This window comes from Stieleria bergensis (genome assembly GCA_007745635.1).
Classification (GTDB): domain Bacteria; phylum Planctomycetota; class Planctomycetia; order Pirellulales; family Pirellulaceae; genus Stieleria; species Stieleria bergensis.
Genome location: CP036272.1, coordinates 3,699,362 through 3,722,427 on the forward strand (window position 1 = coordinate 3,699,362; position 23,066 = coordinate 3,722,427).

At 55.7% G+C, this 23,066-nt stretch carries 8 protein-coding genes; 3 read left to right on the plus strand and 5 right to left on the minus strand.

What is annotated here, in order from left to right; all coding sequences use genetic code 11:
* Positions 1-25 precede the first annotated feature (25 nt).
* The gene (locus tag SV7mr_RS12930) at positions 26-3,352 is read right to left on the minus strand and encodes a PSD1 and planctomycete cytochrome C domain-containing protein (protein ID WP_419187337.1); all 3,327 of its coding nucleotides are present in this window, start codon (positions 3,350-3,352) and stop codon (positions 26-28) included.
* A gap of 600 nt (positions 3,353-3,952) precedes the next feature.
* Between SV7mr_RS12930 and SV7mr_RS12935 the strand changes: the two genes are divergently transcribed.
* On the plus strand, positions 3,953-4,384 hold the full coding sequence (locus tag SV7mr_RS12935) for a hypothetical protein (protein WP_145272613.1): 432 nt from the start codon (positions 3,953-3,955) through the stop codon (positions 4,382-4,384).
* 24 nt (positions 4,385-4,408) lie between these two features.
* On the opposite strand, the gene SV7mr_RS12940 is transcribed toward SV7mr_RS12935, so the two are convergent.
* Positions 4,409-6,298: a TolC family protein gene (locus tag SV7mr_RS12940; protein ID WP_145272615.1), complete on the minus strand. Its 1,890-nt coding sequence runs from the start codon at positions 6,296-6,298 to the stop codon at positions 4,409-4,411.
* Positions 6,299-6,739: 441 nt separating this feature from the next.
* On the opposite strand from SV7mr_RS12940, the gene SV7mr_RS12945 reads away from it, so the two are divergent.
* Together SV7mr_RS12945 and SV7mr_RS12950 are read left to right on the plus strand one after the other, a co-directional pair.
* Positions 6,740-8,068: an efflux RND transporter periplasmic adaptor subunit gene (locus tag SV7mr_RS12945; RefSeq protein ID WP_419187338.1), complete on the plus strand. Its 1,329-nt coding sequence runs from the start codon at positions 6,740-6,742 to the stop codon at positions 8,066-8,068.
* Between the two features lie 104 nt (positions 8,069-8,172).
* Positions 8,173-11,316 carry an efflux RND transporter permease subunit gene (locus tag SV7mr_RS12950; protein ID WP_145272619.1) on the plus strand — a complete coding sequence of 1,048 codons (3,144 nt, stop codon included), beginning with the start codon at positions 8,173-8,175 and terminating at the stop codon, positions 11,314-11,316.
* Between the two features lie 1,046 nt (positions 11,317-12,362).
* Here the strand turns inward: SV7mr_RS12950 and SV7mr_RS12955 are convergent.
* The 3 genes from SV7mr_RS12955 to SV7mr_RS12965 are packed head-to-tail and all read right to left on the minus strand — an operon-like array spanning position 12,363 to position 22,959.
* Positions 12,363-12,854 carry a hypothetical protein gene (locus SV7mr_RS12955; RefSeq protein WP_145272621.1) on the minus strand — a complete coding sequence of 164 codons (492 nt, stop codon included), beginning with the start codon at positions 12,852-12,854 and terminating at the stop codon, positions 12,363-12,365.
* Positions 12,854-15,409, minus strand: a complete 2,556-nt coding sequence (locus SV7mr_RS12960; RefSeq protein WP_145272623.1) for a PulJ/GspJ family protein — start codon at positions 15,407-15,409, stop codon at positions 12,854-12,856. Before SV7mr_RS12960 ends, SV7mr_RS12955 begins: the two co-directional genes overlap by 1 nt.
* The gene (locus tag SV7mr_RS12965) at positions 15,406-22,959 is read right to left on the minus strand and encodes a hypothetical protein (protein WP_145272625.1); all 7,554 of its coding nucleotides are present in this window, start codon (positions 22,957-22,959) and stop codon (positions 15,406-15,408) included. The genes SV7mr_RS12960 and SV7mr_RS12965 overlap by 4 nt, the downstream gene beginning before the upstream one ends.
* Positions 22,960-23,066 lie beyond the last annotated feature (107 nt).

Genomic DNA, 23,066 nt, shown 5'->3' on the forward strand with positions numbered 1-23,066 from the left:
GCCACAAAAGAATGAAACTCGACGACTAATCGACGTAGAAAAATTCGTTGCAGATCAACAGCGACTGAGCCGCCATCTGCCAACGATCCAGTGGCGGCAAGGCAGGTGAGCCAAACATCTCACGAGCATTCCACGTATGCCCCTTGGGATACGACTGTTTCTGAGTCTTGGGTTGGATCACCGAGATGATCTGGTTCCAAAGGTAGCTATCGGTATTCGAACCGCCGACATTGCAGTCGACCACGAAATCAATCACGTCACCTTTCTTGACACTGAAACGCTTGACCGGCGTCGGCGTGCTGTTCTGCTTGGCGGACCACACCCCTAATGATTTACCGTTCAAAAACGTGCTGGCTCGAACCCCATCACCCAACTTTCCCGGATGCTTCAACACACCCTGAATCCGCAGCTCCGCATCAAGCGGAGACGTCCAGCGGACGATCGGCGAATGCTCCAGCGAGTTGCCAGGGTGCCCGCCCGTGGCTGTCAATCGAACATACCCAAACTGCTTGTCGGGAAACTCCGCGCCCACTTGGTACGATCGCCCCGTAAAGTGAGGCAATGCCGTAAAGCCCAGTGGCTGGCCGGTGGCCACGTCATCGGCTAACGGACTGTGCCCATAACCCCATTGCCAAAGACGACTGTCCGCAGACACGCCTTCAGCAGGCTGAAACGCAGTGAACAAAGCGACTTCATCCGCAGTGGCCTGGCGACCCAGCACCTTGTCGAACAACCAGACGACCTTCTGCTGGTCGGTGCCCAACGCTTGAAACAACGCATCGTCCGTCAACGACTTGGCGCAATCAATCACAAAGGGCGAGTTCAGTGCGAACAGCAACTGCTGTGGCACCGTCGTCTCCAAACGCTGCACGGACGAAGCATCCGGACGCGGAAAATCAAACGTCGCACGATCACTATCAAAATCGACTCGGTCCACCTTTTGATACAGCGTCCGCCGCAGGGAACCGACACCCCGCTGGTTCGCATCAGCAATCGGTTTGCCAAACAGAGCTGGATCAAGACGCCCGCTAACCTTCAACATGGAATCTCGCATGCTCTCGTAGCCCAAACGCCGCCGCTGTTGACGTGTGAACAATCGATTGTCCGGATCGGCATCCATCACACGGCGGTCCACCTGACTGACCTGCTGGTAGGTCCGACTGGTCAGGATCTGCTGATGCAACCAACGCATGTCCCAACCATTGGCAATCAGACCGGCCGCCAGATAGTCCAGCGCGGCAACCTGTTCAGGCCGCTCAGTGCGCAATCCAAAATCGTTCGAGGGCACAAACCCCTTGCCGAAGTAAAACTGCCACGTCCAGTTCACGATCACACGAGCGGTCAACGGATTCTGGGGGGAAACAATCGCCTCGGCCAGTTCCAGACGTCCGCTACCTTTGCGAAACGGCGCCGTCAGCGCCTCCGACGCGTCGCCACGTAACGAAACGAACGACAGAAAACGGCGCGGCACGACATCGCCTCTGCGCCCCGGGTTTCCTCGAATCTGAATGGGTGAATCAACGGCTCTGCCATCTAACATCACCATGGCGCGGCCAGGAGCCCCGGGATGGTTGACTTCCAAATCCGTAATCGGCTTTTTGGCGCGATCAAATTTGCCGCGTTCCGCACCAACAACCTCGACGTGGTTGACCAGCTCGGCAGCATCGAATCCAAATGGACCGAATGAATCGTCCAGCACCTCGCGAAGACCAGAAAGTGACTCATCCGCCGTATCCGACATGGCTTGATTGAACAGCTGACCACAAGCCTTGGCGAAGGCAACCGAATCTTTGCACTGGGGGTCCGCTAAGACCTTCAGAATCAATGGCGATACAGTGTCCGGCTTGTCTCTCGCGAGTCGCTTTCGCTGGGCAGCAAACTTCTGCTTGCTGGCGACAGACAAATCAAAGAACACGCCAAAAAACGGATGCTCTTTCCAAGCAGGCTGCTTCGCCGCAGCACGCATGCGATCGAACATCGCCCCAGCCGCACGGGACTTCAAGGCGTTCTGCTTCGCAGCGTTGACAAAGGATGTTTTGGGCACTCCGTTCGATTGAGCATAGGCAGTCATGTAAGCCTCCCAACGCCCCCGCATGTCCTTCTGGCCGGCGAGCTTCAACTGCTCTAGAAACTCATGAAATTTTGCCTCAGCGGCTTTCTTTGCCGTCTCGTACTCTTGCAACAGTTGAGGTGAGAGCGACCCGCCTTCAAGCTTGGGAAACTCCCCCGGGATCCGAGAACTCGCAAACACGCCATGCAACGCGTAATAATCCGACGTGGGAATGGGATCGTATTTATGATCGTGACAGCGAGCACAGGCGACCGTCAAACCCTGCAAGCCTCGAGACACCAAATCAATGTAGTCGGCAATCTGCTCGTCGCGACGATTCCTGAATCGAGAACCAACGGTCAAGAAACCCAGTGCCGCACGTTCCGCCGCACCAGCGCTGCTGGTCAACTGATCAGCCGCCAATTGCTGACGGATAAAATCGTCAAAAGGCAAATTCTGTTGAAAGGCACGGATCACGTAATCGCGATAAGTCCACGCGTGCGGATAGTTTAAATCACCACGCGCATACCAGTCCCGAGTGTCCGCGTATCGGGCAACATCCAACCAGTGTCGCCCCCAATGTTCTGCGTAAGCCGGAGACTGCAACAGCGTGTCAATCAACGCCTGGTTGATCTGGGGTTCGGACGCAAGAGACGACGGCGCAGTGACTTCTCGATCGATGAGCTCACGATCAACGGGCAAGCCTGTTAAGTCGAAACTGATCCGCCGCAGCAAGTCAGCGTTGCTCGCCCGCGGAGCGATCGTTAGCCCCCGAGTTCGCAAGGGAGCTTCAATCAAATTGTCCAGCGGATGCTCAAACCCGAGCGCTGGGATCTCCGGAGAACGAATCGGCTGAAACGCCCAGTGCTCCGTCCCCTTTTTTGAGAGATGCGCTTGATCTCCCAGCGCTGGTGCGACGCTCTCGCCGGCCGGCCAAGCCGCCCCCTGATCGATCCAGACACGGAAGGCTTCAACGGTCTCAGCGGCCAGCTGCTCGTCGGGAGGCATCTCGAACCCATCGTGGTTGAGTGCTTGCCAAAGCAGACTTCCCTCGGAGTCGCCGGGAATGACCGCCGCACCAGAATCGCCTCCCGTTTTCAGTGCAGCCAACGAATCGACTCTCAGTCCCGCTTCGGTCTTCTTCGCACCGTGACAGCGCTGGCAGTGCTGAACCAACACCGGACGAATCTGATTTTCGAAATGATCTAATTGTTGGTTTGTTGGTGGATCAGCGGCAACGCCCAATGGGTGCCAAAGCAAGCCGAAACACATGGACATGACAACAGTGCCGAGGGCAGACATGCCCAGCAATCGAAACGCGTTCTCAAGGTGATGCCGAATAAGAAAAACCGAGGACATAAACGAAAGCCAACGTCAGGAGGGGCGGCTCGCAATCCAGTCACAGGCGGGGTGAATGACCGATTGGAGAGCACAACAAAAAGCAGTTCGGGAGGGGGCAGTATACCCGAAAACCGCATGGGAATCACCGCCCTTGTACAGAATCAACCCGCCAAGGAGGGATCACAAAACGCCCGCTGACCGGCAAACACTCAAACGAAAAGGCGACAACCGGGGCCACGGACACTCAGTTCCCAAGAACGTGCGGCAGAGGAACGCGTGGGCACCAACGGACCGCCATCCACCCGCACACTGGCACGCCCCCGAGCTCGGGATTCTGAGTGCTTTGGCCACGCCTTCCGGGCCTGCGACAACCCCGACAGCGGTCTTTCAAGTCTCCGAACCCGCTGCAATCGCCCCGTCCCGGTTGTTGGGATTATCCGGCCAATCCTGGTTATTTTGGTTGCAAGCGTTATTCACGCAATTACGGTAATAGGGCCTCTACAGCCAAAAGGCTGGCCAGGCATCTCCTGCCCTTCCAACTTGCATCACAAGAACGACACCATGAAACGCATTGCAATTGCCGCGCTGGCCTTGATTGGCATGGCGATGATCCCAGCGACCGAAGTGAGCGCTGACTATGGCTTTGGCTATTCAGGATTCCCGCTTAGCCGCACCACTTCACTTCAAAACCCGCCGTACTTCGCAATGCACCCACCGGTTTACTACGGTGCACGCCACACGCGTCCGTATGGACTAAGCCCCTTTGCCGCTCAGTCGCTGCTCTCTGCTGGCGCTGACTATCACGGCCGTCTGATGCACTCAGGTGGCAAAGCGGCAAAAGCCAATCAGACCGACGCCGCCTCGGTTCCTTCCGGCAACCCCTACGTCAATCACTCTGGCAATCCTTATGTTGAAGGCAGTACCAGTGCAGTGAAAGTTGGTCAGATCAAGCAGAACCCGTATTACACGGGCATGGAATTGGTGGCGAAGTAAAGCTTCCTTAGCCGGCTAGACCGCTTACAGCCCTTCGACACTGAAGCCGAGCGCCCACTGCAAGTCGATTTGTGCCTGGTTGTAGTCCACGACTGCGGCCAGGTATTCGCGCTGTGCCATCTCCAATGCCTGTGCGGACTGCAGTGCTTCGATCGGCAGTCCTTGCCCATTGCGAATGCGCTGCATGTTCTTTTGGAACGAATCACGAGCATGTTCGATGCCGTTTTCGGCGATCGCAATGCGAGTGAATCGATGCTGAACACGCGTGTGAGCCGTGCTGACTTGTTCGGCAACCAAGTCCATCTGGCTAAGCTTGCTGTACTTGGCTTGTTGCACGCGTGCGGATTGCTGTGCACGAGCGGCGCGTTCGCCGTAGCCCAAATTCCGCATCTGCCAGCTTAAGATTGCATCGAAGTCGTATCGACCATCGATGTTATCGGTGTCACTGCCCAGACCGCCGCCAAATCCGCTGCTGCTAAAGCCCAGCAAAACGCTGGGAACAAACGGGGCAAACTTCTCACGGCGATACGCTTCGCAAGCCGCGGCAACCAAGGCCTGTTCGCTCTTTAGCTCTGGACGATTGCGCAGCGCTGTGGCGACGAGCGAACCACGATCACTGTCGGGCGTCGTCAAATCCAGTGGCACGATGGTCATGTCCATGGGCTCGATCGTCGTCCCATCACTGGGGAAACTGATGCTGCGTGCCAAAGCAACCGCAGCCACTTGCGCGTCCTCTTGAGTTTGGATCAAGCGGCCATCCATCAACGCGACTTCCGTTTGCAAGCGATCCGCGTCGGCCTCCGTCCCCTGTCCCGCTTCGGAAAAGTCGACCGTGATTTTCTTGAGATCCGCGATGCGTTCCCTGGACTCGCGAACGATCGCCATCGTCTGATGGCCACGCAACAATTCAAAGTAAGCAGCGGATGCATCGCGCATCTGTTGGTTCATTGTTGCCGTGGCTGCATGTCCTCCCGCCCACACTCGACGCTCAGAGACGCGAGGCTGAAAGATCGCGTCGGCCAAATGGAACTCAGCAAGAATCCCCGGCCTGGCAGCCGTCGTCCCCGCACCGGTGGCTCCAACGCCCATTCCATATTGAAATGAGTTTCGATTGACATCGACAATGTCTCCGTCACTTGCCTGATAGTTTCCATCGTGTCGGTGCCAACTGAACCCCAGTTGGATCGATGGCAGCCACAGTGCATTGGCTGCATCAAGCTCCGCATAGGCTTGGCGCACTTCCCACTGAGCACGTCCAACCAATGGGTGCTGGCTATTGATCGAAGCGAGCACGGACGGCAGGTTCATCGGGATCACGTTCTCGGGAAGCACCACTGGCCCCTGATCCAACACTGAATCCTGATCCAACACGGCCACTTGTTCCGATGATGTCGCGGCAGACTCGTCCGGCACCCAGGCCAAGGCGTTTGGATTGAGGCCTTGTACAGCGACACCGGAGGCCTGCTGAACTTCGCTGACAAGTGTCTCGTTGACCGGAGTCAGCCGGTAAGCGACACCATTGATTGAGAGCGTTAACGGCTCCGCTTGATCGTGACCCGCCAGTTGCGGTGGCGCCACCTGAGTTGCATGTGTCGCCGGACTTGGTAACTCCGCTGGGATCGGAGACAGCAGCTGAGTTTTGGCTGTCCCGGCGATTTGATCCGACAGTGAGACTGCCGAACCGAATTCCGGCTGATCCTTGGAACTGGCATCAACGATGGCGCTACCCTGTGGGGCGTCACCCAGAATCCTGGCCGCCTCGTCTCGAGCGCTTGCGCGAATCATGTCAGCAATCACTTGGCCTCGGTGGTCACCACTGGGCGGTGTCTTGGCACCAGGCATTCCTGCACAGCCGGTCAGGGTTGCCAAGACCCAACTGGCTTGAAGCGCACTTGAGGTTCGAATACGTAACACGGTCCTTTTATCCTTGAAGCAAGCGATTAACACCGTTGCCGCAGGTTTAGCGAACGTACCGGTATTACAGACTTTGCATTCGGCGCCCGGTGTGACCAATGCTGAGCATTAGGGCAATGGAATCGGGAAAACTTGCCCGTTGCAGCGACGGCAAGGTTATCAGCGTGCTTTGGAGAGCCTAGAACTAATGGAGCGCTCACGGCAGATGCGTTTTCTGGGCTGACTTTGCGGGCAACAACCGAGCGCAACCGGGGCCACACCGGGAGTATCGTCTGGTCTTCACCGCCTGATTGAGGCTCCGAACAACCCACCACGTGATCACGGTACCTGAGCCCGCAATTGGGTTCCGGACCTATGGGATCTGGCAATGGACCTTCGCAGCAACGCGCCCCCGCGGTGCTCACGGCCAGGCCTGCATCAAACCAATTGGAGAAAGACTCGATGACACGATTTGGCTGGTCACTTCCGTTCACAATCATCGCAGCCATGCTGCTGGGCAGTCTTGGCTGCCAGCGTCCGGCGGACACTATTTCGTCCGGCACCAAACGCGAGCCCGGTCAACCGACGCCGGTCAAACTGGTCACGGCACAGCAGACCGAAATTGCTCGTACCACCACCCAACCAGCAACCGTCAACGCGTTCTACCACACGGAAGTCAAAGCTCGTGTGTCGGGGCATGTCGAAACCATCTCGTTTGACATCGGCGACCGCGTCACTGCGGGACAGACCTTGTTGACCGTTGTTGCCCCCGAGTTGCTGCGACAACGAGCGACCCAGCAAAGTCAGGTCGCCATGCTGACCGCCAAGGAGCAGGCGGCGCTTGCCGATGTGCAACTGGCCAACGCCCAAGTTCAAGAAGCCGAAGCGGGTTTGGAACAAGCCAAATCGGAACTCGCCCGCGTTGACGCTTCACTGGCAGCTTCTCAGTCAGAGTACGACCGCACATCTGACTTGGTGGAGCGTGGTGCTTTGGAGCGACGTGTGCTGGACGAAACACTGATGCGACGTGACTCGCAATTGGCCGCCAAGAAGGCCGTTCAGTCAGCCGTTCTGGCCGCCACTGCGGATGTGGCTGTGTCCAACGCGATGATGCTTTCTGCGAAATCCAAAGCCGATGCCGCCAAAACAGAAACCGACGTCCAACGCCGACTCTTGGATGAATTAGAGCTTCAAATTCAGTACTGCAACGTCAAAGCGCCAATCGATGGCGTCATCACCGAACGAGCCGTTCAACTGGGCGATCTGTTGGATGGAACATTGCAGCAAGCGAGCCAGATGCTGTTTATCATCAATCAAACCAATAAACTTCGCGTTCACATCGCCGTTCCCGAAGTGCAAGCGGCCGCCATCAACACCGGCGATGCAGTCTCGCTGAATCTGCCCGCATTCGCTGACGAGCCAGCCATTGAATGCCAAGTCACTCGGCTTAGCGGTGCCTTGGATCCAAGCACACGTTCGATGATGATCGAAGCTGAACTCGACAACCGTGATGGCAAGTTGCAACCGGGGATGTTTGGAAGCGCCACCATCACGATCAGCAACAAGCTGGCCGCAACGGTGTTACCGTCGCGTGCGGTGCGTTACGACGAGTCAGGGAACGCTTACGTTTATCTGGTCGACGATCAGAACAAAGTCACCGTCAGTCAAGTGACCGTCGCTGGTGATACTGGGACACAAGTACGCATTTTGGTCGGATTAGAAGCCGGCCAACAAGTGATCGACAATCATCTCCAGCGATTTGAGACCGATCAGACCATCCGTCCGCTATGACTCTGTTCTGCGATCGACTTTCCGCTCTCCCAGTCGTGCACCACTGCCTCAGTCACTGTGCCGCGTCTCGCCGCCCAATCAAGATCGAACCGTAAAGACCAACAATGGGTTTAGTAAACTTTGCTCTCAAGAACCGCTACGGCGTCCTCTCTGGCGTCATTGCACTTTGCGTGCTCGGTGTGGCAGTGGTTCCCGGCATCACCATCGACATTCTGCCGGATTTCAAGAAGCCCGTTGTGGTCAGCTTCTTTTCCTATCCGGGCTTGCCGACGATGGACATGGAAAAGTCCGTCACGTCGCGTGTCGAACGAGCGTTGACTCTGGCCGGTAAGATCGAACACCAAGAATCACGCACCGTTCCAGGTGCCTCGGTCATCAAGGTCTTCTTTCAGCCTGGGGCCGACCCGAGTTCGGCGATGAATGACATCGTGAACTTAGAAGCCAGTGACATGTTTCACCTGCCACCGGGAATCGAATGGCCCTTCACGCTGCGCAGTGAACCCGCAAACCTGCCAGTCGTTCTAGCGGCGATCTCCGGAGAAGGCTTGGAAGAATCCAAACTGTATCAGATTGGTTACTACGCCGTGCGGAACAAAATGGGTGGGCTCAAAGGTGTGCAGATTCCACACCCCTTTGGCGGCAAGTTCAAACAGATGATGATCTATGCCGACCCGCTGAAGCTGCAAGCGCATCAACTGAGCGCTGCCGACGTGGTGGATGCCCTGACAAAATCAAACCTGGTCATGGCTTCCGGTTCCGCTCGCATCGGTGAAACGGATTATCAAATCCATCCGCTAAACACCTTGCCAGACGTCAAAGAAATTGGTGAGATTCCGATCGTTGTCCGAGACGGCAAACCGATCTTCATCCACGATGTTGCCGAAGTCAAAATCGATGCCGCGATTCAGTACAACATCGTCCGCGTCAATGGAGAACGCAGCGTCTACTGCCCGTTGCTTCGCGAGCCGGGCGAAAACACCATCGAGGTCGTGGATCGAATCAAAGCGGGCTTGAAACGCGAAATCCCCAAGATGAAGGAACGCGGTGACATCCCGGAAGCGACCCAAGTTGAATTGGTCTCCGACCAAAGCGGCTACATTCGCAATGCAATGTCCAGCCTGTTTCAGCAGGTCGGCCTCGGTGCACTTCTCGTTGGCGCGGTCGTCTTGGTCTTTCTTCGCAAAGTGTTACCGACGGTGATCATCGTGGCCACCATTGTGTTTGCCATGTTGATCGGTGCGCTCGGATTTGCCTTCACCGGTCAGACGATCAACGTCATGACGCTTGGCGGAATTGCCTTGGCCATCGGCACGGTGGTCGATGCCGGAATTGTTGTGGTTGAAAACATCATCCGCCATCAAGCTCAAGGTAAGCGTATCGTCGACGCGGCAAAGGATGGTGCGTCAGAGGTTTCCGGAGCGATCCTGGCCGGGACCATCACGACACTGGCGGTTTTTCTGCCGGCTGTCTTTTTGACCGGAATGATTAAGTACCTGTTCTTGCCACTGGCTCTGGCGGCAACCTTCACCATCGCTGCGTCCTACTTCTTGGCGATGACCGTCGTGCCGGCCTTCTGTGCGACGTTCATGCGTTCCAAGCAACAGACCATCGACACGGACAGTGATCAAGCGAACAGTCACATCGCAAAAGGGGTCTATGGACGCTCACTCGCCATGGCACTCAAGATCCCTTTGCTGACCTCTGTCGTCATCATTGGCGCCGTGGCATGTACCTTTCTGCTGTGGCCTGCACTGGGCAGCGAATTGTTCCCGACCGTGGATTCAGGTTCCTTTGAAATTCGCCTGAAAACCGCTCCTGGGACGAAACTGGAAGACACCGAAACGCTGGTCGCCGACATTGAAGAATCGATCAAAGAAATCATCCCGCCGGAACAGATCAAGACGCTGATTTCGAACATTGGTTTACCGGTCGGTAAAGGCGCTGGCTTTTCCACGGTCCTGAGCTCAAACTCGGGTCCCGACACGGCCTATCTCTTGGTCAATCTAAAGCAGGAAAACCGCCGGGAGTCGACCGACCATTACGTCAGCAAGTTACGAGCACACTTTGCCGATCAGTATCCGATGGAAAACTTTCTGTTCGTCACCGGCGGCATCGTCAACATGGCTTTGAATGAAGGCGTTGCCACTCCGATCAACGTTCAAGTTTCTGCCGGCACGTTGCCGCAGTGCCGAGATGCAGCCGAACGGATCGTCAAGGCGATCGAAACCATCCCCGGCACCGCCGACGTGCAGATTGCTCAGTCATTGGACTATCCGCAATACGACGTGCAAGTGGATCGGACGCGAGCCAAATTCCTGGGTGTCGATCAAGAACAAGTCGCCAAGACCATTCTCACCTCGTTGGGCTCCAGCGTTGGCTACGCACCGACCATTTGGATCGACCCCGACACCGGAGTCGACTTCTTTATGGGCGTCCAATACAAAGACAACCGTTTCGAATCCATCGACGACATCAACAACATGCCGATCTCGTTGCAAACGAAATCCGGTCCGGTGACAATGCCACTGTCGAACATCGCCAGCGTCAAACGCGTCAATATCCCCGGCGAAATCGCTCACTACAACATCTCTCGCGTCAATGACGTCAGTGTGAATGTCGCGGGCCGCGACCTGGGCAGCGTCGCTGCGGACATTGAAGCTGAACTTGCCACCATGGAATTTGAAAACGGTGTCGCGGTCACGTTACGCGGCCCCGTCGAGAAAATGCGAACCGGGATGAGCCTGCTGGGGATCGGCCTGGCCGTTGCCATCCTGTTGGTCTACTTGGTTTTGATGGCTCAGTTCCGTTCACTGACCGATCCCCTGATCATCATGTTGGCAGTGCCATTGGGTGTCGGCGGTGTGATCTTGGTGCTCTGGGCGACCGGCACTTATCTAAACATCCAGTCACTGATGGGAACGCTGATGATGATCGGCGTGGTCGTGAACAATTCGATTCTGCTGGTTGAGTTCGCCAACCGCCTGCGCGAGCAGGGTGCCAACGCGCGTGATGCAGCGTTAGCGGCGGCACAAGTGCGTTTGCGGCCGATCCTGATGACCTCGCTCACCTTGGTTGCCTCGATGTTGCCGCTCTCATTTCACTTGGCGCCGGGGAATGAATCCATGATTCCCTTGGCACGTGCCTTGCTTGGAGGCATGGTGGTCTCAACGGTGTTGACATTGGTACTTGTGCCGTGCGTCTATGCACTCGTGCACGGCCGCCAAAGCCACCCAGAACCACAGAATTAGCCCGCCGCATCGCCCAACGCCCCAGCACCTTTCAGCGAACGCCGAAGGTGTTCCACACCTACAGGCCAGGGTCGCGCAGCTTCGCCGTACAAAAGCCGCAAGGTCCGCGGCCCCAGATCAGGAACACTCATCTTCACTCATTCCCACGAATCGATTAGTTCTGATCAGTGCTTATTAGCGTTCCCCATCTACAGCCCACCCTGGGAAACATCGCAAAACCAAACTGCCGAACGCCGAAGGTGTTCCACACCCACAGCCCAGGGTCGCGCAGCGCACCCTGGGAAAGCCAGCAAGCACCCCACCTACCCCGAAGGCGTTGAACACAATCCTCGGCCCATCGGCTTGCCGTATGCAGAACCATTGTAGAACACCTACGGCGTTCGGAACCCGCATCACAACGAGAACCCTGGGTGCGCTGCGCGACCCAGGGCTTTGATAATAGAACACCTTCGGCGTTCAGCAACCCGGCCCATAACACTTACAAAAGCCGCAAGGTTCAAAGTCCCAGATCAGGAACACTCATCTTCACTCATTCCCACGAATGGATTAGTGCTGATCAGTGCTTATTAGCGTTCCCCATCTACAGCGCACCCTGGGAAAGCCAGCAAGCGCGCACCACCTACCCCGAAGGGGTTGAACACAATCGCCGGCCCATCGGCTTGCCGTATGCAGAACCATTGTAGAACACCTTCGGCGTTCGGAACCCGCATCACAACGAGAACCCTGGGTGCGCTGCGCGACCCAGGGCTTTGATAATGGAACACCTTCGGCGTTCAGCAACCCGGCCCATAACACGTACAAAAGCCGCAAGGTTCAATGTCCCAGATCAAGAACGCTAATCTTCACTCATTCCCACTAATGAATTAGTTCTGATCAGTGCTTATTAGCGTTCCCCATCTACGGCCCAGGGTCGCCCAGCTTCGTCTTACAAAAGCCGCAAGGTTCAAAGCCCCGGATCAGGAACACTCATCTTCACTCATTCCCACTAATGGATTCGTTCTGATCAGTGCTGATGAGCGTTCCACATTGACAGCGATTGGCGGGGTTTAATGTGAAAGCGATTCGTTGACGATCAGCCAGCCGTAGGGTTTGGTGAGATAGCGTTCGGCGGGCGGATTGGGTGAGTCGTCTGCATGGATGGGGACGAATTGCCCGTGCGAGAGGACCATCGAGGAGGGATCATCGAGGCGTTGGCGATACATGTGATCCAAGAGTGGGTTGCCATTGACGGGTCCCAGGCACAGGTCATCGCTGCCGAGGGATCCGGTTTCGTATCGATCGTCGACGAGTTCGTTTTTGTTGTCATCATGTTGGGCGATGCCTGGTTGCTGGTCCCTTCCAGTGGTGATGACGACGGGCACTGAGTCATCGAATCGATGGGCGGCCGCGGGGCGGCAGAGATCGGGATCGACCAGGACTTCCTGCCGCGTCAGTGTAGCGTTGGGGCGCACATCATAGCGAGCGGCGATCCCGAGCCGGGCAAAACACAGCAGCACGATACCACCGACGAAGACAAAACCAACTCGCAGCGGCACCATTAGAACTCCTGAATCACCGTCTGCTGACGAATCGCATTCTCGCCGAAGTCATTGACTCGGATGGTAATCTTCAACGCTCGCAAAGGTTCTTCAATCGGCGCTGGCGGAACAAAAGGTTTGGTACTGACACCGTTGACTGGCAAAACACCAGCGCTAGAACCCTCAAAGCGTCCTGTATTGCCAATGCTGGGTAACTGGTTGCCCCAAATCACGGCCGACAAGTTCAGCGCAAAATCACTATCCACAACCGTCTTTGACGGTGCCGTCGCAGCGTTGTTCTGAGCGACGCGTCGCTGTTGATAAACGCCGCTCAGAATGAACGGGGGCCCCCCGGCGGTCAGTGGACCTCGGACGAAGAGGTTTTGAGCCGCGTCCCAACCTTCCTGATTGAAATCGTCACTCTGGTATGAGTTGGTCCAAGTGTCGTACACCGGTTGCATGAAGCTAGACAATGTCGCTGAGCCAGATCCACCGCGGAAAATAAACCGCCCGCTGTCCATCCACTTCTCGGGGTAAGGGACAAAGGTATTTCCAGTGATTGGATCGGTACGCAGCGGCAACTGGACGCCACTGTAAGGACTGCTAAACACCGCAAGGTTTCCATTGGGCAACTGAGTGCCGCTAACCAAATCACGATGGATCAAGCCACGCATGGGGCCGCCCGCCAATCGCATGTAGTTTAGATCGACAAAGTCCCCGCGATCGACAACATAAAAGGGGCTCTGTGCACCACCAAAAATGTACTCGCCGTTTGCAGTACGTGTGCCGTTATTGATTAGGGCATCAGTGATTCGCAAACTATCGATGGTGATCGCTTCGTCATCGGTGTCGGGAGCACCAAGCTCTTCCGGATCAGGGATTCCCGGCCCAATAAAATCGGTCACGCCATCGCCATCATCGTCGACACCAGAAGCCCCCGGCGCTGGGTTGCCGGCAGCAGGTGCACCGACCCAAATGAACTTTGGAGCATTCTCGTCGTAGATGCGAATGTCGAAGCCGACAACGTCGGTCGCAATTATATCTGAACCGCCTCGATTGCTGATTGCCACCGGCTCACCAGCAGCTCGCAAACCAGCCCCTTGGTCGGAGACGCGATCAGCTAAACCAAACTCAGGCCGCAAGAAACCCATCAGGGTGAAACGCCCATAGGGATTAATGAAGTCGACGTCTCCAACTCCTAGGTCAAGCCGAGGATCATTGGCTTGTGCGGGAAAGGTCGCCGGCCAAGGCGGTCCTTGAATCGAATCGCCTAACGTACTGTCAGCCGGAGGAAGCGGTGCCGAGGTGAATCGACTATGCAAATACGCATGTGGCGGGCATAGTGCCAAAACGGGCATCGTCGAAGCCCCGGCAGCACCGTCGGTGATGAGCGAAGGAACACGCACGTGAGCAAATCGGTTTTCCGGTCGCGTGAGCCCCCCCAAGTCATTGCAGGCCAGGTATTCCGTCGGCTGACCATAGTTGACTCCAGTGACTCCCGTCGTGTCATCGACCGACCAATTGTCGGTAACACGATGCAGCGATAGATCCATGAACTGCTGAACGCGTGCCAATCCGACCAACCAGCTCGGCGCGTTGCTAGTCGCCTCCGCTGCCGGTGACTGCCATGGTCCAGGCGCGTTCAATCGCGGCACGTTGTCAGCGGGAGCATTGACCGTCTGAGTCGGATTGAACTGATGATTCCCTTGTCCGGTTACGAAACCTGAGAGAGGCACTAAAGTCAGATCACCACCAGAGTTTCGTGTCAAGAAGGGCAACATCTTCACGCGTGCCAAGTCGGGCGTCGTGTTGGCAAAGCCAGCCAGTCCATAGTTTGTATTGACCAACGTCATCTCATCGACGGTCATGTTCAGGTCAGGTCGAATCAACAGAACCCGCCGATGCAGGTCAATGCGGTCCGGCAAATAATCTGCATTGCGATCGATCGGCAGTGGACGCGTCGTCGATGGAGTGGCACCGCCATACAGCAACGTTCCATCGCCGGGGTCCCGTTGAAAGCGCGGCGAAGCCCAGTAAACGATCTCTGCTTCATTGGAGTAAAAGGGCACCAATCGAGTCGCATCGGCGTGCGTGTAGGCGGCGCGTTCAGCAGCGGTCAACTGATTGTTCGCCAATCGCCTAGCGGCCAGAACCCCGTAGGGGATGAATCCAACAAAGGGACTGTCCTTGCTGCTGCGCGCTGTAAACGCTAGGTAATCGTCGATATCTCCAAACCGTGAATCACGAAAGAACGACTTATCAATCGGCGCGGGGTTCTCGTTGCTACCAAGCGTGGTCGTCGCGGAGGTAAACGCTCCTTCGTAATACGTCAGATAGCCTTCGGCTGCATTCGCATCAGCCGGCGGATTCATCGTGCTCGTTGCCTGTTGCAACTCATTGCGCAACCGTACCGCGATATCACGCAGTTCACTGCTGAGCTTCAGTTCACTCTGACGCTCTGAGATTCGCGCGTTGATCAGTTTGTAAGCCCTTGCTAAGCCGAGCATCAAGAATAATGCCACAGCCAGCGCCACAAGGACTTCTAAAATGGTGAATGCAGTTCGCTTTCCGATCACTGGTCCACCTCCGAATAAATGACAGTGTTGAGAGAGTTAAGCGCCTTGCCGGGTGCGAATCCGACGGGGATTGATCGGTCAATCATAAAGGTCGACTTTGAGCGAATCGGTTTCCCGGTCGAATTGACATACTCCGTGGTGATCGCATTTGAACGCGGATCAACCACAAAGAAACCAACCGTCATGCGAACCAAGTAAACGTTACTGTGGTGCGTGGTCAGGTTCGCCAATCGAGCCGTGTCTTTGTATTTGTAGTAAGGGTTGTGATCCAGGGATCGGAAGTTCGAATGAAGTTCCGCCTGAGGTCGCTCGAACAAGCGAGTTTTCAACATCGAAATCTCCAAGTCCTCCGCCAGTGGCCGTGGCTGTGCAAACGCCAAGTCCGGTTTGGTACCAGACGTATTGTTCAATGTCCCGTCGGCGGTTGGCAGCTTACCAACCCCAAGAGAGTACAGCGGCGGCGTGGTTGCTGAATCGCCATGTGCAGTTCTCACTGCATCAGTGATCAGGCGATTGCTAAAATCGGGGTGAGGACGCAACAAGCCCATTTCACTGACCCGTCGTACCACACCAGGATTCGGATTGCCGGGAACCGGATCGGGTGCGTTTGGTGTCCGCATGAAGCGCTGAACAGAACCCGACGAGCTAGCGCGACCAACAGAGAATAGTCCAGCGAACTGCGTGGGGTATCGCCAATCCAAGTACGGATTCCGTAAGCCAACCGCGCCTGCAGTCGCACCGGCAACACGCTGCGTCCCATCGTAACCTCGGCGACTTTCAATAAACGCTTTGAACGATCGCCCAAACTGAGTGTCAACGGCTTCTTCGTATCGGTTGTGGTCACCGATAATCGATGGAGATCCATAGATTGGTCGTTCAAAACCGTTGTCATCAATGAATGAGTCCAATTCGAAGGGCGTTGACCCGGCCCAGTTTAAGGCTCGGAAGATCGATCCGCTGCCAAACAACCGCGAGTTGCCCCGATACTCTGCTGAAAGCAAATTCGAATCAAGGTTGTTGTTGTAGGGACTGCTTGACAGATACAGAGGTTGCTGACCCGTAGGCGATAGCAGTTTGGGATTCTCAGCACTCTCGCCATAGTCTAAGAAATCGTTCACCAACGTGGGATCGTTCAAGACTCCCGGCCCCTTGGTGACATAATCGGGCATCGTGTTCAGGTTGACTTTCCCTGGGGTCCGATGCTTGCTGATGTAGTTGTACGGTGGCTGTAAGGTTGCTACAGCACGGTTAAATAATGGCACCGCCAGTTGGTAGCGAGCCTGCACACCGGCGGGCTTTCCAGCCACAAAGCTCTGATCTCTGGCGGTCACCTTTGCAGTATCGAACCATCGCTGGCTATCAAACCAAACCGGACCGACATCGACGTAATCGAAGATCTGTTCAAACCCAGCCCGGCCACCGGTGAAGTATTGGTTGTCGCCATCGACATCAACGGTGCGAACGTCCTGAGGTGAATAGAATTGATAGCGGGTCGTGTTGGTAGAGCTATCGGTGTCGGTATCGTAGCCACGCTCGATGTTGAACTCAAATTCAAACCCAAGCAAGTGTCCGAAGCGTACCGGAAGCTCTCGCAGTTTCGTATTCACGTCGTCATAGCGGGTACCGGGACCGAAGCTATAACTCATGCCAATCCGTGAAACGGCTGGGACGTTAATCAGATCCAAGGGGCTCTCAAAATCACGATCCAACCAATGCGGCAGAGTCAGCATCACCCCTTGCGGCGATCCAACAAAGTGTCGCCCAAAGGCTGGATTGGACAGATCAATGATTTGCCCACTCACGCCCGAGAGACTGAGAGTCTGCTCGTCTAGTGCCGTTGGGATACCAAACTCGCGGTTTAGAAACCCAAGCGACTGAGTAAAGCCAGCGTTGCGAGCATCCATCGTTGCGGCAAGATCCACGGCATGCCGTGTATCAAGCCCGCCTGCGGCAGGCGTTATCGCACCATTGTCCCACATGGAACCGACTTCACGGTCCCAGTAGGCACTTGTGCCTGCATCTGCAGTCCGACGCAACACGTTGTACCGCGTGGTCATCCACGATCGCTTGACCATTTCAACATGCTGATAGTTGTTGATGTCCGTTGGGTCCGAACTGCCCAAGCATTGCATCTGAGTGGCAACGCGGTCCTTGTCCACGTTGGGAATCTTGCGACGTGAGTCAAACTTCACGTACGGGGCAAAGAAGTTGCCGTCGTACTTCGTTCCGCCGGTCGTGTCGAGTTCATTGCCCGCCCCGTTAATCCCACGTCCCGCATCAACAAAATGGTCTTCCGGATCATTGGTGTCGCCATCATTGTTGCGATCAACCAGTTGAGTCACGTCTTCCTCGCCATTCATCGTCGTCAAGTCGATTGGCGAAAAATCCATGGTGAGGTACGGATTGTCGATGTGGTGCCAAGGACGAGTGGGATCGGCGAGCCTCTGTAAGAAGACTGCCCGTGCATCCTGGTGAGTCCCCACAGAATTCCAAGAAACTGAAACTAGGTTCCCTGAATCGTCGGGAACGTCGTAGGCATTGTCAGCAAGCGGGCGGCCGGTTTGGTGATCGAAGGGAATGTCAGGGTGACGATCTGCACCGGGCGCGTCATAGTCGTAGTAGCCATCGACCAACGGGTAGCCCGCATTAGGATTGCCATCGGGGTCCACTCCCGCCAAGTTAATGCGGTTGGTTGGAACGGGATAATAAGCTTCACCTGGAAGTGGAGCACTGATATTGAATCCCATGTCAACGCGTTCAGCGACGGGTGTCGGGCTCATTGCCCAACCTTCAACGATCGATCCCGCAGGAGCCGGCGCGCCCACTTCATGCGGATACAACGATTGAGCAATGATCGGAACGACATTCTGAACGCGGTGATTCGCCGTTAGATCCGATGGATCAACATAGGTTGGCGTCATCGGATTGTTCGTCCCGATGTTAAAGTAATCAAAGCCAAAGGCATTGGCCCCGTTGATCACGCCGCCCAGGTTGCGAAACTCAAATCGCTGTCGCACTGGATAGTACTGATAATTATTGGCTTGGTTGGACTGATTGGTTTGCCCCATGATGGTACTGGCACGCGGGGCGACAACGGCGTAGGCACCCGGCTCCAGTAAGACACGTCCGGCGCCGTCGGTGGTGGAATCGCCACCAGGAGTTAATTCTCCCTGGTTTACATAGACGTTGTTCTGACGCATCGCACTTTGCGCCGCTGTCAGGATATTTAGATTTGCGTTTGCGGGCGAGAGCGTTGCTCGTGGCGTGAACCAGACAAACCTCTCCAATTGCAAACGATGCTCGCCATTGGTGTTGGAATTTTGAAAGTCGTCGGCGATGGTGACCGCTTCTGGAAACGGGTTTGCCGCGTCATAGGGGACATTGCGAACGTCCAAGCCGTGCAACGCACCTTCATCCAGTAAATCACGTGCGTCCTGCAAATCTGAATCGTCATCCATTAACCAATCAATCGCACTCCCCGCCGAGCTGTCGATCCGCAAGTGATTCAATTCATCCTCGCGACCGTTCAGGAAGACTTCCAGGTCTCCACCCAATCGCCGAGCGTCATACAACCAACGAACGCTTTTGTTACCGTCGTTATCTATCGGTTCACTGACAGCTAACCGCCAGACCGGAGAGTTAAAGTCGGGGTTGGCAGGATCAACCGCGACCGCGGAGAGATCCAAGCGATCGTTCGCGTCATACAAATCACGCGGCAACAAGGTCTGATTAAGACCCCCCCGTGCTGTCGCGGTATCCAGCCTTCCGGCGCGCGGCGTCCGCAGATTCTTGATTTCAACAATCGCAGTTGCCTCTGGAGCACGGAATTGATCCATATCCGAATCCGGTACCGTTCCGGTGCGTGGATCGCCATCGTTATCAGCGTCTTGATCAACGTTCTCTGGCGACTCAGGGACCGCACCGCCGGCGGTTAGTTCGGGAATGTTGCTTTTGACTCGTTTGTCATGCATCGCAAACGCTTCGGTAATCGCTAGCTCGGGATGCTCCATGCCCCACACCGTATTGCGTGCCGCAACTGCGGGGTCCCAACCATCAAACGGGTTCGGATCGAACCGCAATCGAGTGCAGGCAGCGTTGGTGTCACGAAAATCGACGGCGTTAACCGCCCACTGTGCCAGTCGGCGAGCGACGAACAGGTTCCTCGCATTCGCGTCGGAGAAATTCGCACTGGGATAAGGGAAGTTTCGAACCAGAACGCCATCGACTGAATCTCGGTCGACAATCAAAGTGAACATCAAGACATACAAATGTCGCGCCAAGAGTTCACCGCCGGTTGCCGCCTTGTATTGCGGTTGCGCCAAGGTCAAATCAGTCACATCATCTTGGAAATCCGGAGTTCCAAAGTTTGCTTGCGGCACGTAGTACGGCGTGTAGTTCGCGTTGACATTTGTAAAGTTGATCCCAATCAACTGCTGAAATGCCAGCTCCTGTGCTTGCCTCATCCGGGGTGCACCATAAAACAGCGACGTCGGCAAGAGAGGGTCCGTTTCAAACGACTCATCAACGATCGTGTTGGCCCCAGGGTTGTCATTGGCCCCATTGCCGATCGCGCGATTTAAGTTCAACTTGCTCCCCTTGCGAAGTTCAACCGCCAGCATGCGATCCAGGTGTGATTGTTGAACCGCAGGAGCCAGTGCGGGGCCTTCACCAGCAACTCGTCCGGTTTCTCCAAGCCGCGCGGCCAACAACTGCACGAAACTAGTGTGCCCGGGAATTTCCGGCACATCGAAACTACGACTGTCGATGCCCAACTGATTCTTCAGCGCTGGATTGCGTTCAGCGGCATCCCCTAGCAATTGACTTAAGCGACCACCCAACGGGCCACCTCGTAGGAAGTCGACATATTCCGCTGGAGTGAACGGCTTATCGTCGCCGTAAGCCTGCGTGGCACCAAACTCATAAGGCTGGTTAGCAACGTTGTTGATTCCAATGTTAGTGACACCGGTACCGGTGGGCCGATCCACCAAAACCGACGGCACCGTGATCTCTTCATCACCCAATACACTTGGTCGCGTTTTGACAACGCCGTGCATATCCATCGGACGTCCATAGGCCGTCCGGTTGGTGACGCCCACCAAGTTGCCCCGACGAGCGGGGAACATGATTCGCGAAAGCGTACTGGTCTGCACCAAAGGGTTCGCACCAGTGCCTGACGCTGGCAGGTAGATGCCATCTGGCCCGGGATATGAAGTATTACTCTTGCCCAGGTAGTCGTAAGGATTACCGCCGTAACGTGTATTCAGCAAGTTACCGTAACGCGTTCGCAGCAAACCAAAGTTGGAACTCGCCGGTACGTTCGGAAATGAATTGTCGTTTAGAAACGCTGCTCTTGGCGACAGCTGATTAAGAGTCAAGGGACCGTTGTATGGATCCGCCGCAGCAATGCTAAGCCGCGGATCATGATCCTGAAACAGGTGGCTGAAGTTAATCTCAGCGGGCCCGAGACCGCCACCAAATCCGAATGAGTCCAACGAGCGAGCCACCAGCCCATAGTTAGTTTCATTGTAGCGACGCAATAGGCGATAATCGCTGAAATCAGAGGTGTCATAGGGGCCGTCTTGGTGCGCAGGTTCAACGGCGTGGGCATAGCTACCGGCATGATTCAGATCAATTTTGCCATCGACGTCCTCGATCAAGAACGCATAGATCGGCCGGATCAATGTGCCATCCGGAGCGACGGTGTTGGCGACGTCCAGGTCGACCCAAACACTGTCAGGCAAACCGTCCCCGTCATTATCAATGTCCCAAGGTCCATTGACCAACCAAGTCGCCAGGTTGTAAGTATCAGCAACCAACGTGCTAAACGCGTTTCCAAAGTCAGGATCCGTCGGGTCTGGTATCGCCAGATTGAGAGTCTTGGTCAAAAAGGGATGCTCGGAAGATCCAGTAAATCCAGGCGCTCCGTCGTAGGCTTCGCCATCACCGTCCAGGTCTGGGTCGTAGTCGTCGGCTTCGCCATCACCGTCCAGGTCGGGACCGTTGGGCAAATAACTTGCAAAGTGGGTCACATTCAGCGGACGCATCGTCGCACGACGAATCCGCTGAATCAGAACTGCCAAACGCTCGTGGTCCAATGCCGGAGCAGAAGTATCCGGACTGGTTTCAATCGACGCGAAATTGCGTCGCGGCGCGGTATTCGGGTTTTCACCACGCAGGTAGATTGGGGCATTCATCAAGTAATTGATGACCGACGGACGGTGGAACGAAGGAATGATCTTGGAACCAATGTTGCGGTTAAACTTCTCTGCGTCGAAGACGCGCAACGGGTCGTAAACCTGACTATTGAGTTCACGGCGATGATCACTGGGCTGAAAGGCCAAGAACAGGTTGTCGAAGTCCGCGGCATCATGTGACTCGTTGGGCTCGGCGCGTTCTAACAACCCATCCACGTCGGCATGCGAACCGGGACCGATCAAGCGGTCATTGAACTGCAGCTCAATCGCGGCGGCAGGGTCAATATTGTTACCGTCTTCTCGAACGAGACCATTATTTCCAGACGCATTGCGTCCACGTCCTCGGAACGGTGCGCCGTTTAGCGTGAAGCGATACCCATAATCATCGCTGCCGGGCCGTCCCAGTTCGCCCAAGTCATCAACCGTCCCATTTCCATTGTCATCGACACCCAACGCGCCTGGTGCGCCATCAGGTCCAGGATGGAACAGCAAGGCATTGGGAGTGTTGTTGGCAACTAAGTACAACTGCTGAATGATGCCATCAATTTCGATCGTCTCTTCGGGTCGTTCCGAGAGGTCAATCACGAAGTTGCCAGCTAAGTCATACTCGGCTTGTGAGTAAAGGCTTGGATCCGCGTAGTCGGGATGAGTCGGCACACCAGCAGGGTTTGGCCAAAGGTCGTTCCTGTTTGGCTGGGTCTGCGGACCTGAGAAACCTTGTCGCGGAACCTGAGGCTCACCATTGCGATTGCCAAACGAACGAATCACGCGGAAGGTGCTCCCACGCAAAGGCCCTTCATCAAACGTGACCAGTCGCCCGGTAAAACTATCATCAAGATCGGGACGCTGTTCCCACATAAAGAACAGACGATTGGTTGGGGTGATGGTGGATGCACCAGGGGCTGGCGCCGCACCGGGCTCATTCCAAGGCACCAAGTTGGTGGGAACTTTGAACAAGGTGGTTTGAGGTTCGCCTGTGCCCTCATCGAGAGGAAGCAACAATAGACCTCCGGGCGTCCGAGCCGCCAGCGGAGCATTAGCCGGTCGAGAGGGATTCGGCCGAGAATGGCCCACGCGCATTTGATAGGAACCACCGTATACGTCCTCCAGCAAGCTGTTGCGATACAGCGCCGAACGATGGTTTGACGTCCCCGAAACTAACTGTTCTAGGGCGGTTTGAGTTGCCATCTTGATTGGGATCACGGTTTCGCTTTTCACACGATTTGATGCGGACGTCGCAGCACTCTGCGAACTAAACACAACAAAGCTGATGATCAGTACCGTGAACAACGAAAGCATGCCCAGCACTAAAAGCAAGACAATGCCGCGACGAGGGTTGTTGGGTGATCTTTGCATAACAACTATTTCTGTTAGTCCCGCGGGCTGATCATCGTACTGAACAGACGCGGGAAAACCGTGTGTAACACCTGCAGGCTTCAATCTTCGAAGCATCGGGCGGGGAT